Source organism: Dyella sp. EPa41 (assembly GCF_016586165.1).
In the GTDB taxonomy this organism is placed as follows: Bacteria; Pseudomonadota; Gammaproteobacteria; order Xanthomonadales; family Rhodanobacteraceae; genus Dyella.
The window spans coordinates 1-15,043 of the sequence record NZ_BCPR01000095.1; the positions used below are offsets into that span (position 1 = coordinate 1).

The 15,043-nt window shown below is 62.1% G+C and carries 11 protein-coding genes; 1 reads left to right on the forward strand and 10 read right to left on the reverse strand.

Translation table 11 applies throughout. From position 1 onward, the window contains the following. Nucleotides 1–712: 712 nt before the first annotated feature. From JMF82_RS19875 to JMF82_RS19885, 3 genes are read right to left on the reverse strand one after another with little or no spacing between them, the layout of a single operon-like run. Nucleotides 713–1,168 (reverse strand): GNAT family N-acetyltransferase, encoded by a 456-nt coding sequence (locus tag JMF82_RS19875; RefSeq protein ID WP_201316262.1) that lies wholly within the window; start codon nucleotides 1,166–1,168, stop codon nucleotides 713–715. Between the two features lie 11 nt (nucleotides 1,169–1,179). Then, nucleotides 1,180–2,574: a nitrogen regulation protein NR(I) gene (ntrC, locus tag JMF82_RS19880; RefSeq protein ID WP_201316263.1), complete on the reverse strand. Its 1,395-nt coding sequence runs from the start codon at nucleotides 2,572–2,574 to the stop codon at nucleotides 1,180–1,182. Then, nucleotides 2,567–3,580, reverse strand: a complete 1,014-nt coding sequence (locus JMF82_RS19885; protein WP_201316264.1) for an ATP-binding protein — start codon at nucleotides 3,578–3,580, stop codon at nucleotides 2,567–2,569. The genes ntrC and JMF82_RS19885 overlap by 8 nt, the downstream gene beginning before the upstream one ends. A gap of 577 nt (nucleotides 3,581–4,157) precedes the next feature. Between JMF82_RS19885 and JMF82_RS19890 the strand changes: the two genes are divergently transcribed. After that, nucleotides 4,158–6,176 (forward strand): hypothetical protein, encoded by a 2,019-nt coding sequence (locus JMF82_RS19890; RefSeq protein ID WP_201316265.1) that lies wholly within the window; start codon nucleotides 4,158–4,160, stop codon nucleotides 6,174–6,176. A 26-nt stretch (nucleotides 6,177–6,202) separates the two neighbouring features. Here JMF82_RS19890 and rffA read toward each other — a convergent pair whose 3' ends face one another. From rffA to JMF82_RS19925, 7 genes are all read right to left on the reverse strand, one after another. After that, the gene (gene rffA / locus JMF82_RS19895) at nucleotides 6,203–7,333 is read right to left on the reverse strand and encodes a dTDP-4-amino-4,6-dideoxygalactose transaminase (RefSeq protein ID WP_201316266.1); all 1,131 of its coding nucleotides are present in this window, start codon (nucleotides 7,331–7,333) and stop codon (nucleotides 6,203–6,205) included. 3 nt (nucleotides 7,334–7,336) lie between these two features. Further along, nucleotides 7,337–7,699, reverse strand: a complete 363-nt coding sequence (locus JMF82_RS19900) for an EamA family transporter (protein WP_201316267.1) — start codon at nucleotides 7,697–7,699, stop codon at nucleotides 7,337–7,339. Nucleotides 7,700–7,703: 4 nt separating this feature from the next. After that, nucleotides 7,704–8,393, reverse strand: coding sequence for a WbqC family protein (locus JMF82_RS19905; protein WP_201316268.1), 690 nt, complete (start codon nucleotides 8,391–8,393; stop codon nucleotides 7,704–7,706). A gap of 11 nt (nucleotides 8,394–8,404) precedes the next feature. Further along, on the reverse strand, nucleotides 8,405–10,051 hold the full coding sequence (locus tag JMF82_RS19910; protein ID WP_201316269.1) for an HAD-IA family hydrolase: 1,647 nt from the start codon (nucleotides 10,049–10,051) through the stop codon (nucleotides 8,405–8,407). Continuing rightward, a complete protein-coding gene (locus JMF82_RS19915) occupies nucleotides 10,042–10,782 on the reverse strand; it encodes a class I SAM-dependent methyltransferase (protein WP_201316270.1) in 741 nt (246 codons plus the stop codon). Before JMF82_RS19915 ends, JMF82_RS19910 begins: the two co-directional genes overlap by 10 nt. Nucleotides 10,783–10,795: 13 nt before the next feature. After that, complete coding sequence (locus JMF82_RS19920; protein ID WP_201316271.1) at nucleotides 10,796–11,761, reverse strand: glycosyltransferase family 2 protein; 966 nt, start codon at nucleotides 11,759–11,761, stop codon at nucleotides 10,796–10,798. A gap of 176 nt (nucleotides 11,762–11,937) precedes the next feature. Next, on the reverse strand, nucleotides 11,938–15,043 hold a 3,106-nt coding region (locus JMF82_RS19925; RefSeq protein WP_201316272.1), incomplete at its 5' end, for a protease pro-enzyme activation domain-containing protein.

Genomic DNA, 15,043 nt, shown 5'->3' on the forward strand with positions numbered 1-15,043 from the left:
CTAGCTCGAACGGAGCGGCTATACCGCAACGCGTCGAAGCGAAGAGGACTTAAAGCCACTTCGCTGAGCCGTGATGAAGCCCATGGGGTGCCCCACCCTTTCTCCCTCTCCCCTTTGGGGAGAGGGCTGGGGTGAGGGGTGGGTGCTCGCGAAGTTCCTTCCTACCTCTGTAGGAGCGCACCCAGTGCGCGACCGCAGCGTGGCGATGTTCCTTTGCCTTCCAGTCGCGACCACCGCGAATCGAGGCAACCCTGTCAGTCCGCGGTCGCGCACAGGGTGCGCTCCCACAACGAACCGCAGCCATGGCATCGCGACGCGATGTGCCGCTCCGCGGCACGAGCCTTCAACTAACCCCTGTGGGGCGGTGAGGGGTGGACGAGCAGGCCCCGCAGGGGTGCCCGACACGGATGTCGGGCACTTTTCGTCCGGGCAGGAGCCCGGTCGAAAAGCCCGGCCGCCCCTCACGCACTGGCTGGGCCGCAGGCCCGGCCAGCGCCACGCGGGGGGCTCTTTCTTTTGGTTACTTTTCTTTGAGCAAGCAAAGAAAAGTAACCCGGCCTCCGGCAGGAGGACGGAAGCCCGCCGCAGGCGAGCCCGGTCGCGACAAGGAAGAATGCAACCGAAACATCAACAATCTTCATCCATCGAAACGATGAGCATGCAGACCGCCGCGAAAGGCTGTCGCGCACTGGGTGCGCTCCTACAGGGGGCGTCAATGGGCGAATTCGGTCTCGTACATGAAGTAATGGCAGCGCTCCATGCCCAGGCCCGCATACGTGCGCTGCGCGCGCTCGTTCTCCGTTTCCACGTAAAGGCGAATGCCCACGGCACCGGCCTCCACGGCGCGCTGCTGCACTGCTTCGTACAGTCGGCGGAACACGCCTTCGCGGCGCGCCGACTCCACCACGTAGACGCTCTGGATCCACCAGAAGTCGCCGGCGCGCCAGTCGCTCCACTCGTAGGTCACGAGCAGGCAGCCCACCGGCGCGCCTTCGCGTTCGGCCATCAGGTAGAAGCCGCGACGCGGTTCGTCGAATACCGCGGTGACGCCGCGTTCGAGCACGGCCGGGTCCAGCGCCTTGTGTTCGGTTTCCCACGCCATGGCGACGTTCCACTCGGCGATGGATGAAACGTCGGTGCGAACGGCGAGGCGGGTGGTGATGGTCATGTCGTTTCGGCTCAGGGTTTGGAGGGCCGCCGCGTACGCGACGCGCCCAGCTTGCGGGTAAGCGTGTTGCGGCCCACGCCCAGTGCGGCGGCCGCATGCTGGCGGTGGCCTTCGTGCGTTTCCAGCGCCACCTGCAGCAACGTGTGGTCCAGCGCTTCGCGCGCTCGGGTATGGATGTCCACTTCGCCATCGGCAAGCGCCTGCACGGCCCATTCCCGCAGCCCTTCGGTCCAGCCGTTGGCGGTCGCCGCCGCCGTGGTGGTGCCGAGATCGGCGGGCAGGATCTCCACGCCCGGCGCGATCACCGCGAGGCGCCGGCACAGGTTTTCCAATTCACGCACGTTGCCAGGGAAATCGCGCTGGGCGATGGCCTTGAGCGCCGCGCGCGAAAAACGCTTTGGCGGCAGCTTCAGTTCCCGCGCGGCCGCGGCGAGGAAGTGCTGGGCGAGCAGCGGCACGTCCGTGCGGCGCTCGCGCAATGGCGGCAGTTCGATGCGCACGACGTCGAGGCGGTGCTTGAGGTCCGCGCGGAAGTGTCCGCTTGCCACGCGCGTGTCCAGGTCCTGGTGCGTGGCCGCGATGATGCGCACGTTGCAGCGGATCAGCTCCCGTCCGCCCACGCGATAGAACTCGCCGCCAGCAAGCACGCGCAGTAGCCGCGTCTGCAGCGCCAGCGGCATGTCGCCGATCTCGTCGAGGAACAGGGTGCCGCCCTCGGCCTGTTCGAAGCGTCCGGCATGGCGACGCGTGGCGCCGGTGAACGCACCCGCTTCATGGCCGAACAGCTCGCTCTCCAGCAGTTCGCTGGGGATGGCTGCCGTGTTGAGCGCGACGAACGGCTTGTCCCGGCGCGCGCTTTCATCATGCAATGCCCGCGCGACCAGCTCCTTGCCGGTACCGGTTTCACCGGTGATGAGCACATTCAGGTCGCTCGCGGCCACGCGTCCGATCAGGCGGAACACTTCGCGCATCGCCGGGCTTTCGCCGAGCAGCGCGTGGGTGGCGGTGGACGCCGGCGCGGGGGCCTGCGCGATCGGGGCATCGGTCAGCGCGCGCTGCACCGCGGCCACTGCCTGGTCCAGATCGAATGGCTTGGCGAGGTAGTCCACCGCACCGGCGCGATAAGCCGCGGCGGTAGTGGCCACGTCGGTGTAGGCGCTCATCACGATCACCGGTCCGATGCCCTGTGCCTTCAGCGCCGACAGCAAGGCAAGCCCACCTTCGCCCGGCATGCGCACGTCGGTGAGCACCAGCGAGGGGCGGGCATCGCGCAGGGCCTCGCGGACTTCCTCGCCGCTGCCGAACTCGCGCACCGGCAGGCCGGCGTCACGCAAAGCTTCGGCAAGCACGAAGCGGACGCCGCGATCGTCATCGGCGATCCAGATGTCGGGACGTGGCTCAGTCATGGGCATGCCCCATCGGCAGGTAGAGGGAAAACACCGTCTCCCCCGGACGGCTCGTGTAACGCAGTTCGCCGCCATGCTCGCGGGCGATTTCGCGGGCCAGCGCCAGGCCCAGCCCGCTGCCGTCGCTGCGGCCGGATACCAACGGCTCGAACAAGGTGTCGCGCAGCGCAGCCGGTACGCCCGGACCGTCGTCGATCACGTCGACGCGCAGCGCCATGCGCGCCACGCGATCGCCCAGGCGCGCGGCCGGCTCGGCGCGCGTACGCAGCACCAGCGTGTGCGCTCCCGCTTCCAGCGCATTGCGCGCGAGATTCAGCAGCAACTGCAGCATGCGGTCCGCCTGCCCCTGGATGTCGGGCAGGCTGGGATCGTAGTCGTGGCGTATCACCGGCGCCGAAGGCTCGGCGCGCATCAGCTCACCCAATCGCTCCAGTTGCTCGTGGATGTTCACCGGCTCCGGCCGCGCCGCCGCCCCGTCATGGCGCAGCAGGCGATTGGCCAGCGTGGCGAGGCGATCGGCCTCGGCGATCACCAGGCCCGCCAGCGAACGCAGTTGCTCGTCTTCGACGCGTCGCTGCAACAGCTGCGCCGCGCCGCGCAGGCCGGCGAGTGGGTTCTTCACTTCATGGGCAAAGCCGCGCAGGGTGGCCGACAGCGGCGTACCGGTGTTGGCCCGCGGCGCGAGCGGATGCACTTCCAGCAGCAGTTCGCCGCTGGGCAGGCCCTGCATCGACACATCCATGCGCCCGGCATCCCCGCGCACCGAAGGCACATCGATGCCGCGCAACTGCAAGGGCGAGGGTTCACGCAGTGCGCGCTTGGCCAGCGCCATCCATTCGGGCTGGTGCAACAACACCCCCAACGACTGCCCCACCGCGCTGCGCGGCCCGATGTCGAGCAATTCGGCCAACGCGGGGTTGATCCAGCACAGGCGCAGCCCTGCATCCGCCAGCGCCACCCCCGTGGCCAGCGGCTCCGCCCAGCTACGGTCGGCCCTGTCGTTCATTGCACCATCATGGACAATGCGTCGAGTTGGTGCAACATCGGGCCGGGCAGCAGCGAAGTCTCGCTTGTGTGTTGCCGGGAGAAGCAATTACTGTCAGTGGCTCCCTATTTCCCGTCAGAAGGGACACTGTTTCGAAGTTCTCCACAGGGGGAGACATGCATGGTCCATACGGCCGCACGAGCGGCATCGTTTTGTCGTACCTATTGGGTCCATCGGTTGCGCTGACTGTAGACGGGCGGGAGCCGATGCCTGCTTTGACGAGCTCCCCTCCGACGACCGGCTCGCCGGTCGTGTCTTTCTGCACCCTACCGGCCCTGCAGGTTGCTGCGCCGATTCCCGGAAGCGTAGATGTTCCCGGTGACTTCAACGGCGATGGCACCTCCAGTCTGCTGTGGTTCAAACCGCTCCCGAGTCAAGTCGGCCAATTGCACGTGACCACCACCGCGTCATCCGCTGCCGGCCGAGGCGCCACGCGGACGGGTACCAAGATATGCAACGACACTCCCCGGCTATTTTGTTGGGAGTTGGAGAATGGGCCCGTAACGGCCCACTAGGTAGGCAATCAGTGATAGAGAGAATGGAGCACACGACTAAGGGTGTTGCGGTCAATGACGCAGGAATCACATCGCAAGAAACCGTCAACACCACGCGTCAGATGCGACCAAGGAGCTTCTCGATAGCCTCCCGCATCAGCTTCAATGGCTCAGCACGCAAACGGCATTGGCTGAACCCTACGGGCAGTTTGTCCAGGCGCGATGCCGCGCTCGAGGAGCAGGTCCCGCATTCCAACGATTATGTTGAGCTTGTTGCGTTGGCTTTGACGCTGCTGCTGTCTCCGCTGGCTGCGGCCACGCTGGTAATTCGCGTTGCCGTCTATGGCGACCTGTCCTTTCATACGGCAGCGTTACTGCAGACCGGCCTGATGCTCGTGCTCGCGATGGGTACACTCGCGTTCGCCGTCACCCGCCAACATAGCCTTCACTCGTTGGTGCGAGTCGCGGACAAAAAGGTACTGGTCTGGGGAGTGGTGGCGTGCATGCTCGGAGCACTGGCCGCCACTTGTCTTCATCGTCCCGATGCGGACGACGTGATCTATCTTCCGAAAGTGCTTTACCTGCTGGCGCACCCGCAAACGCGGATGGACGGCTTGATCCCCGAGTTGACGCACAATCCGGTATTGTCCCTTCCCAAAGCCGCGGCGACGTATTACCCAACTTCGTACGAATTCCTCCAGGCCGTAATCGCCCATGCGACCGGAACGGATTTCCTGACGATCTACTATGTACTTGCCCCCTGTGCTGCTGCCGTCCTCGGCGTCTTGTTCATCATTCTTAACTTGAAGTTGCTTGGCCAGCCGACGCGTACAGCGGCCATCTGTGCCGCGCTGCTGGTTCCCCTGGTCTTGCTCACGGGTGAAAGCCATCGCAGCCTTGGCAATTTCACACTGATACGCCTCTATCAGTCCAAGTGCGTATTTATCTTCACCGGCATCCAGGCGTTTGTCGCGATCTCGCTGCTTTTCTTCAAGGCGCCTAGTGCACCCCGCTGGATCGCCTTGCTGGTGGTGGTATTGGCCATTGTCGGCGTGACGACTACTGCACTGGTGATGCTTCCCTTGCTCGCCGTGCCACTGTTTGTATCGTGGTGGTGCACGGAGTCACATCATCGCGTCAAGGCCATGGGCATCGCCTATGGTCTGGCTCTGCTGCCCGTTGTCGCGTTCGCCCTCGACTATCGCCGCTATGCATTGGAACGCACGGGTTTCGGATCGGAACTCAACTCGGGCTTCCCCAATACGTTCATGGGACAGATCGAGCTGGTTACCGGCGGAATGAGTTTGCCGCCCACATCCGTAGCGTTCGCATTGGCAGTGGGTGTTTGCCTATACACGTGGCGAACCCGCCGACACGCATTTCTATTGCTCTGGACAGCCATCACCATAGCGCTGTATCTAAACCCGTGGTCGGCACCAGGCATCATGAGGTTTGTCACTACGGAAAATGTCTACTGGCGTCTGTTCTACCTGCTCCCGATACCTCTCATGTTGGGCATGGCCATTGGATACGGTGTTGACCGCGTCGAGCCCGATTCAAAGGCTGGCCGGCTCCTGCCTTGGCTGGCGCTGCTGGTCCTCGGCGCTGCGGTGGCTGTAATGCCAACGTCCGTCACGCGCACCGGCAACGGTGTCCGCATCGCGCCACCCGGCCTGACGCTTGATGCCTATGCGGCGGATGCTAGCGCTTGCCTGAGGTTCGCAAGGCCCGGGGCGATGTTGGCGCCTATATCGTTGGCCCAGGACATGGCCCTGCTTTCGGCAGACCATACGCAGGTGGTGACACGCGCCGACTTCATGAGAAATGCCCTCTTCAAAGATCAAGATGAGTTCAACCGGCGCGAACGTGCGGCGAGATTCATCGCGGGAGCTGGTGACTTTGCCCAGGATTTTGCCGACGTACTGCAGCGGGAACAGCCGGATACCGTCATCACCGCCAGCTCAGCTCGTGTCGCCGCCGCGCCTTATCTTGCGTCGGCTCACTACCATCAGGTCGCTGCAGTTGGACAGTGGTTGGTATTCGACCGAGCCGCCACTCCTTGATCGCGTGCTGGCGCCCTGGAGCAAGATCAGTAGCCCGACCTCAGTATGTGTCCCGCGCTTTCCATGACATATTCAAGATGCTCCTCTATGCCCAACCAGAGAGGCATGCGCACGAGTCGGTCACTGATCGACTCGGTCACCGGAAGCTCGCCGCTTGATCGTCCATACTGCTTCCCGGCGGGCGACGTATGCAGTGACAAATAATGAAACACAGCCTGTATGCCACGCTCCTTCATAGAGGCGATGAACCGGGTTCGGCGCTCAAGGTCAGGAAGCAGGAAATAGTAGATGTGTGCGTTGTGCGTACATGAACTCGGGACCCTCGGTAGGACCATATCTTCCATGGGCATGGCCTCAAACCGTGACTGGTAGCGCTCCCAAAGTGCAATTCGCCTCTCCGTGATGGAGTCGGCCATCTGTAGTTGCGCGTAAAGGAACGCTGCAAGGATTTCGCTCGGAAGATAGGACGACCCGACATCGACCCAGGTGTACTTGTCCACCTGTCCCCGGAAGAAGCGGCTGCGGTTTGTGCCTTTTTCTCGAATGATCTCAGCCCGCTCGATGAAGCGGGGATCATTGATAAGAAGGGCGCCGCCTTCACCGCAGATGATGTTCTTCGTCTCGTGAAAGCTCAGCGCGGCGAGGTGGCCGATGCTGCCCAGAGGCCGACCCTTGTACTCTGAAAGGATCGCCTGGGCGGCATCTTCGACGACCCATAGGCCATGTCGTTCGGCGATGTCCATGATGACATCCATCTCGCAGCCAACGCCCGCGTAGTGCACTACGCAGATGGCTTTGGTGCGCGGCGTGATGGCTGCCTCGATCAGCGCCTCATCGATGTTCAGCGTATCTGTCCGAATGTCCACAAAAACAGGAACTGCACCCCGAAGGACGAAGGCATTGGATGTGGACACGAACGTGAAAGACGGCATGATCACTTCATCGCCGGGCTGCAGGTCAAGCAGCAGCGCAGCCATCTCCAGAGCGCCCGTACACGAGTGGGTCAACAAGGCCTTCTTGCAACCAATGCGCTGCTCTAGCCACTCGTGGCAACGCTTCGTGAACAGGCCGTCGCCGGATAGCTGCTTGTTGGCATGGGCTTCTGCGATAAATCGAAGCTCGTCGCCCGTCATGTAAGGCTTGTTGAAGGGAATCACGTGCTATCCCTGGCTGGAAATGACGATGCCAAGGACGATCAGGACAAGACCCAACGCCTTCGGCCAAGTGAAAAGCTCTCCGAACAGCGGCACCGCCGCGATCCCGACGAGGACGAAGTTCAGAGCCATGAACGGGTACGCCTTGCTCAACTGGAGTCGCGAGACGGCTGTCATCCAGCACAATGAAGCGAGGAAAGCCGCTGCAAGCCCACTGAGCACCCAGGGATTCATCAGCATGCGCATAATGTACTGGAGCTGGCCTGCGCCAGGGGAATGCGTGGCCATGAGCAGGCCAGCCTGCCATTTGAGGACAAGTTGTCCGTAGACAGTAAAGAGGATGGTCAACGCAATACAGAGATAGGCCATGACGTTACCCACGCCAGCCCCAGATGAAATGCCTGGCCTGGGGGCCGGTATTGAATAGGAGATCCAGGATGGAAACGGCGGGTTCGAAGGGTGGGTACAGCTGCGGATACGCCGGATATTCCGGATAGTCGTGATAACTCAGCTCGATGTCGGCCGCCTCGAACTGTTTGGGGTCGATATAGCTTCGGGCTGACGGCCCGGATACGTAGTGCGAAGCGCCCGCGAGCTGAAGGAGGCTGATGAGCCGATCCTGCCGCTTGCCGGTCGCCTGGAACTCCCGCGAGTCCCGAAATTCCGTCGTGATGCCAAGGAATTCCGTCGCTATATGGCGAACAAGGTACTGGTTGAACTCCGACAACGAGGGCCACTTGTGTTCAAGATAGACCCCCGCAAAGAACGCTTCATAGTCCTTGAAGAAAGGCGCCTTGCCATAGTTGTGGCGAATGCTCGCCCAGTGCTTGCGCTGCCATGAGGCTTCCTTGATCTCCACCTCATGGATCAGCTGGTCCGTGCGGTTGCCCACCGGGATGGTGAGCCATTGCGGACCGTTGGCCGCCTTGATCCGGTTGCGCGTGCGCCAATCGCGCGTCGTGAACTGCACATCATCGAAAAAGATGAATGTATCCACCGCGTGGATCAGGTCGAAGTAACCTTTCCATGGTATGTAACTGGACTGGACAATGGCTGCGCGCATGGGCTGCTGGGTCACGAATTGAGAGGAGTACCGCAGACCGCGGACAGGACGCGCAAATCCGCTGCCGTCCAGACGCGTTCCCATATAGCAGGGTGATATTGGCGAAGCAGGCCCTCGTTGACCTGATGTCGCCCACCCGGTCGGCACAGCAGAAGACATGCATTGAAACCCGCGTTGATGGCACCGACGGCATCGCGCGCGACATTGTCACCAACCATGAGCAGCGCCTCCGGCGCCAGCTGGAGGCCATTGGCAATCGTGCGGAAGCCCATTGCGTCCGGCTTCTCAGCCCCGTATTCACGGGTGAACACGACGGCGTCGAACATCCCATGCAACTCCACGAGTGTTTTCAACTTTGCGCGCTGGGATGCAGGCGGATTGTCGGTTAGCAGGCCGAGGCGTAGGCCTGCATCACGAAGCGTACGCAGGACGTCGGCGACCTCTGGGAAGATCCACGCCTTTTCAGGCGCCCCCGAGCGATAGGCCTCGAGCAATTGGCCGTGGTCTTCGTTCAGAGACAACCGACCGGCGAGGATATCGATCAGCCGATCATGATGCCCTTCCTCGACGATGGCATAAGTCTCGCCCAGCAGGACATCTGGCGAAACCAGATGGGAAAGCGAGGGCGCGGCGGCCCGCATCTTGTCCATCATCCAGCGCTTGTGATCGATCAGCGTGTCATCAAGGTCGAACACCACGCCTTGCCAATGCCTTCTCCCGGGCACGGGCATGCTCTTCTGTTGCAGGGATCGAATGGTGCGGACAGGAACACGCGAAGTGGTTGCCTTCAGACCCGCCAGAAATGCCACGAGATTGTTTCCCTCCGCCCGCGCATGGCAACTCGAGGTGCCATGTCGCGGGTTGATGTCAGAAACATACAACGTGCCGTCGTCGACGCGGAGAACCTGCAGGTTGAACAGTCCGCGTCCGCCATGTTGAGCTATCCAATGCGCGACTTGGTTTGCGATGACACCCACGTGCGCGTCGCTTGTCGAATCGCTGATGACGGCAAATCCGCCTGACGTCCTTATGCGCTGGCGGAGCGTGAGAGGGGATACCTCTGCGTTGAAATCAATGGCGAGGTCGACTGAAAACTCACTGAAATTTTCCAGGTACGGGACCCAGCAATGCGTGCGTGCGTAACGCTCGACGTCGAGCGCCAACAGCTCCTCGCGTGAGCGGACCACGACCATGTCGCGCCCTCCCCACCCGTCACGCGGCTTGCCACAGAGTGGAAGGACTGACGCCAACGACAGCGTCGTCGGACGTTGGACCGGTATGCCGACCGCCAGCATTTCCTCATAGCAACGCTGCTTGTCCAGCAGGATATCCAGCAGGTTTTCGTCGCATACACCCAGCCGCGCACCGGTCGCTTCGATACGGTCGCGCAACGAAGCCAGCGGCTTGAGAACGATGTTCGAGCAAGGCAGCACCAGATCGACGCATTCTTCGCGGATGACCTCCTCCATGAAGTCCGCAAAGCGTTCCTTCTGTGCTATTGGCGGCGCGACGAGGTAGCGATCGGCAAAAAGGCGACCAGGATTGTCGGCGATGCTGTCCAACACTATCACTCGTGCTTGCGGCACCGCACGGATGGTCTCCGCCAGGGATTCTCCCTGGAAGCCACCGCCGGCGACAGCGAGAACCGTCAACGGCATGGGCGCGCTTCGACAAAGATGCCGTTGCAGATATCTGGAAGGCCGAAGCCTATCTCGTTCATGGCGTCCCTGATTCGCGTATCGAGATTCAGCGTCGCGAGCTGCCCCGTGGTGAATGGCTTGAACATGAGACCGGCGCGATCAACGACCTCCAGGCCATGCTTGGCAATCAGTGCCTCCAACTGCACAGGATCGAAATATCGGCGGTGGCCCAAGGCGAGGTCGGCATCGCTGAGCGAATGGAGATCCTTCATCAGGCCGGCCTGGTGGCCGATCAGGCGATGCATCGAAAAGGCATTGGGGACGGCGATCATGATCCGGCCGCCCGGCGCAAGAAACCGACGGAAGCGACTCAGTATGGCGCCAGGGTCATCGACGTGTTCCAGGACGAAACCCATCTCAATGACGTCGAAACGCTCGTCAGTATCGAAGTTCTCGAAGTACGAGTGAACCAGCTCCACATTGGGAGGCGGCGCCAGTTCCTGGTTGAACAGCTCGATGATCTCAGGGGAACCCTCGACAATGACGTACTTGGCCAGGCGATTGCCCAGCGTATCGAGCAAGCCTCTGACGACGTAGCGATGGCCAACGCCAAGGCTGAGCAGTCTTATGGTTTCCATACGCCGCGTGCGACGTATGATCTGCTCGAGCGTTGCCTTCAGCAGGAGGATGTTGTCGTCGTAGTAGGCGAAGCCCGGGACGTAAGCGTCACGATCCTGCTCAATGGTCATAGCGTGCCCTGACTCATTCGATATTCTTGATGATGTAGATGGGGCGCCCCTGCGTTTGCACGAAGATACGCGCAACGTAGATGCCGATGATGCCAAGGCTCAACATGATTACGCCAAACATGGCCGTCAGTATGGCGACGATCGACGGAAAGCCGGCAAGTGTACTGGCAGGGTGCAGCAGCTTGTTGGCGACAATGTAGATCGCGTGCGCCGCTGAGCAGGCCAGTGCCACCGCACCCACCCAAAGGCTGGCGTAGAGCGGCTTGGCCGAAAACGATGTGACGGCATGCGCAAGCAGCCTAAGACGCTTGGCAAACGTGTACGTCGATACGCCCTTGCGCTGAGACTTGAGGACGGGGACACCGATCTGACTATAGCCGGCCCATGCCATCATGCCTCCCAGGAAGATATTGCGATCACCCAGCGAGAGCAGCGCATCGACGTAACAGCGAGACATCAGCCGTTCGGTCACCATGTCTTCCTGTACCCGCGTATCGCTGAGCGCATTGAATACACGCCAGAACAGGCCGCCACCCGTACGCTCGACGGTTCCACCCTTGCGGATCTCCTGGTAGCCGAAGACCACATCCGCCTGCTGTTGAATCCTTTTTTCCCACAGCTCGATAAGAAAGCTGGGGTCAACCTCCAGGTCGCAATCGGTGATATAGATGAAATCACCCGCGGCCTGTTGCATGCCGGCGATCATTGCCTGGTGGTGGCCGAAGTTCCGACTGAGCTCGATGATACGCACCTGCGGATGGCGTGCACGCAGCGTCCTGAGGAGTTCGACCGAGTCGTCGGGCGAACCGTCATCGACGCAAACGATTTCGTAACCGGCGACGCCCATCGTCGTGGCGGCGCGCGTGCAAGCGTCGAGAAAGCGTTCGAGATAGGGCGCTGAGCGATACAGAGTCGTAACAATGCTGAGCTCGCACGGCGCAAGCTGTCCGACGATCGCTAGGTTGTCACTATGGCTCATCAGGCTCCTCGCTGTCATGAAGCGCGCAGATCAGGCTACGCCCGATGCCACTCCGGCGGTATCGCTTCGGAGCTTGGCGCGGTTCGGCTTCGCGCCGCCAGTATTCGTCTGTTTTGGGCAAAAAAAGAGAGGCCGGAAGATAATCCGGCCTCTCCGATGCCGCAACCCAGGTTTGATCAGGGCGACTGTGGCAGATCGTAGCCAGCGGTGGCCGCGCCTTGCAAGCGCAAGGCCTGCACCTTTGAGCCCGCGGGGATGACCAGTGGATTGCCGTTGGAATCGGTGACGCGCAGCGACTGGAAGCCGTTGCCGCGACCCTGCCATTCGTACACGTCCCCCGCCTGGCCCACCCACAGGATGTCGGCGAGGCCGTCGCCGTCGTAGTCACCGAGGCTGGCCATGGTGTAGCCCGGGGTCACGCTGCGGACCTCCTGGTCCACCACGGTGAAGCCATTCATCACCCACCAGCTCATCTGGCTGGCCGTGGGATTGGTCCAGATCAGCTCGGTCTTGCCATCGCCACCCAGGTCGCCGGCACCGAACAGTGTGAAGCCAGCCGGATGGTCGGCCACGCGACGGCGTACGAAGTCGCCGGCATGGTTGTTGATCCAAACGTACACGCTGTTGTCGCTGGGGCTGGTCCATACGATGTCGGCATAGCCGTCACCATCGACATCGGCGATGGTCGGCACGTACCCCGTTGCGGCCGCGAGCGACACCGGCGGGGACACCGCGAAATGACGCTGGATGGCACCCAGGCGGAACGTGGCGGTGAGGTCCAACTGCCACCAAGCGATCTGGCCGGTAGCGTTGTTGCGGAACAGCAATTCGTCCTTGCCGACGCCGTCGAAATCGCCGGTACCCACCAGCGTCCAGCCCGGGTCGATGGAGCTCATTGCCTTGGCAAGATAGTTACCCTTGCCGCCGTAGCCGTCGGACAGCCACACGTAGAGCTCGTTGTCCGGGCCAGTCCAGGCCAGGCTTGCATAGTTCAGTCCCGGCAGCAGCGCCTGCAGCAACGTGCCCCCGGCATCATCGATGTGCTGGTAGAACGCACCGATGGCACCGATGGTATAGCCCGGACTGATCGCCTGCGTCTGTACCTGGATCGTCGTGCTGCCTTGCATGGCGATGTCGGTGAAGATGCCCCTCACCGGGTCCACCGCGGCAATGTCGCTGTAGCCGTCGACGCCAGCGCCGACCGGGTTGAGGAAGTCACCCGGCGAGGCATAGCCACGCAAGTGCGGGCGATCATACGCCGCCATGGCATTGACCAGGTTGGTGACATTGATCGAACCCAGGCCCGTGGCGTAGTCGTAGCCCGCGGAGGTCTTCCATGCCGGGGCAAGAACAACGTCGCCACCATGGCTCAACACGCCATAGGCGTTCTTGCCGTTGCCCGAATAGCACGAGGTGGTACCGGCGTAGCAGGGCTCGTCAATGTCGCCCTGGGTAACGTCATTGAACACGCAGTTGGCGCCAATGGACGTGCCGTTGGAGGAGTTGCATGCATTGATCATGGCGGTGTTGGGCGACGCGCTGGTGCCATATTCGTGGGTCGCCAGGGTGTACAGGGCCGGCGCCACGTTGCCGTGAGCCTGGTTGGTGGCCTCGTTGACCAACGCCTGCACGCCCGCCATGGCCGGCGCCGCGAACGAGGTGCCACCGGCGCTGTTGAAAAACACATTGTCCGGGTTGGTGTAATCACATGCGGTGCCACCCACGTTTGCATCTGACATGCAGAACACCAGGGCGTGGCCGTACAGGCCGTTGGCCGCGAACAAGGAAACGTCCGGCAACATGCGCATCTGCGTGCCAGGTGACCCGTAGATGCCTGCCTGCCATGCCGGCTGCAACCACAGCGTGCTCGGACCACCGCTGCCACCACCCGTGTTGAGGAAGTTCTGCCCGTTGACCGGATCATTGCAGGCCGCGACGCCGTCGCTGAGCTTCAGCACGGCATCGAGCTTGCTGCTGGCGCAGGAGGTATTCCAGGTCTGCTCCGGGATGTAGCTGATCGCCGACTGTCCGTAGGCAAGATTGCTCGACGTCCAGTACTTGCCGCTCTGGTGCAGGTCGTCGAAGTCCGTGCCACCGACGGCAACGTTGAATGGCGTCGAGGCCATGGCATTCACGTTCATTCCGAACACGGCCGCGGCTTGGTTCTGGTCACAACCGGCCGAGCCGGCGTCGCCGGATGACACGAACACCGTTACACCCTCGGCCGCAGCCTGCTCCCAGATCACGCCGACTTCGCTCACCACATTGGTCATGCTCATCACTTCGCATTCGCCATAGCTCAGGCTGAAGATCGAGGGCGGCGGCAAGTCGAAGTTGTTGAGCAGGTTGACAGCAGCGGTGAAAGGACCAAAGTTGGGGCTGTTGCTGTCATCGCACGATGCGAACATCACGTTCGCATCGGGCGCGGCTGCGCCGGCCCACTCTGCGTCCAGCGCGGCTTCGCCTTCGTCGCCATTGATGCCAGGGTCCGCACAACTGGTGTCACCCGCGCCAGTCACTGGATTGACGAAGCTGACGACACCCTTGGCATTCGCTGGCAGGAAGGCCTGGCGGAAGGTGGCGATATCCGAAGGCTGTACATCCGTGCGCTCGAGCACGGCCACGGTCTGGCCCGCACCGCGGACAGGTGAGGCCTGGTTCCACAGCGGCGTTACGTTGTAGATGGTATTGAAGTCAGCCGGCACCACGTCATACGCGGCATTCGTGTCGATCGTGCCCGGTGGCACGGTGAAATCGGGGCTGGTCGACACCCGCTTCCACTGGCCCGTGCGCTTGTCCTTGTTGACGACACCGACGTTGCGGTACTGCGGATGAGGGAAGAAGTTGTCGAGCGAGGCGACGCCGAGCACCACCGAGGCGAGCGCTTGCGGAATCTGCTGCTCGGTGGTGTTGGCGAAATGCGTCTCGCCGTTGAGCTTGTAGCTGTGGATCTGCGTGTGGAATGCCCGCCCCACGTTCGCCGACGTGCCGGAGAAGCGGATCATCATGCCCGAGGGAAGCACGCGGTCCACCTTCAGGCCCTGCGAGGTCAGCCAGTTCGTCACCTGGTCGATGTCCGACTGCGCGGGGCCAAACATGGCGCCGATCTGCTTGGCATTGAGCCACTTGTGGAAGTATGGCGACGACGGATTGTTCAGCTGCTTCACGTAAGCATCAAAACGTCCCTGCTTCTCGGCGCTGCGCTTGAGCACGAGGGTCATGTTGCGCATCGGGCTGTTGGACGGCATGGCGCCAGCGTCGGTGGCAAGCTGTGCCTTGGTC

What these genes read in the sequence shown, in the direction of transcription:
- JMF82_RS19875 (WP_201316262.1), bottom strand. Translation starts at nt 1,168, where the DNA reads ATGACCATCACCACCCGCCTCGCCGTTCGCACCGACGTTTCATCCATC.
- JMF82_RS19900 (WP_201316267.1), bottom strand. Translation starts at nt 7,699, where the DNA reads ATGGCCTATCTCTGTATTGCGTTGACCATCCTCTTTACTGTCTACGGA.
- JMF82_RS19920 (WP_201316271.1), bottom strand. Translation starts at nt 11,761, where the DNA reads ATGAGCCATAGTGACAACCTAGCGATCGTCGGACAGCTTGCGCCGTGC.
- JMF82_RS19915 (WP_201316270.1), bottom strand. Translation starts at nt 10,782, where the DNA reads ATGACCATTGAGCAGGATCGTGACGCTTACGTCCCGGGCTTCGCCTAC.
- JMF82_RS19885 (WP_201316264.1), bottom strand. Translation starts at nt 3,580, where the DNA reads ATGAACGACAGGGCCGACCGTAGCTGGGCGGAGCCGCTGGCCACGGGG.
- ntrC (WP_201316263.1), bottom strand. Translation starts at nt 2,574, where the DNA reads ATGACTGAGCCACGTCCCGACATCTGGATCGCCGATGACGATCGCGGC.
- JMF82_RS19890 (WP_201316265.1), top strand. Translation starts at nt 4,158, where the DNA reads ATGGAGCACACGACTAAGGGTGTTGCGGTCAATGACGCAGGAATCACA.
- JMF82_RS19910 (WP_201316269.1), bottom strand. Translation starts at nt 10,051, where the DNA reads ATGCCGTTGACGGTTCTCGCTGTCGCCGGCGGTGGCTTCCAGGGAGAA.
- JMF82_RS19905 (WP_201316268.1), bottom strand. Translation starts at nt 8,393, where the DNA reads ATGCGCGCAGCCATTGTCCAGTCCAGTTACATACCATGGAAAGGTTAC.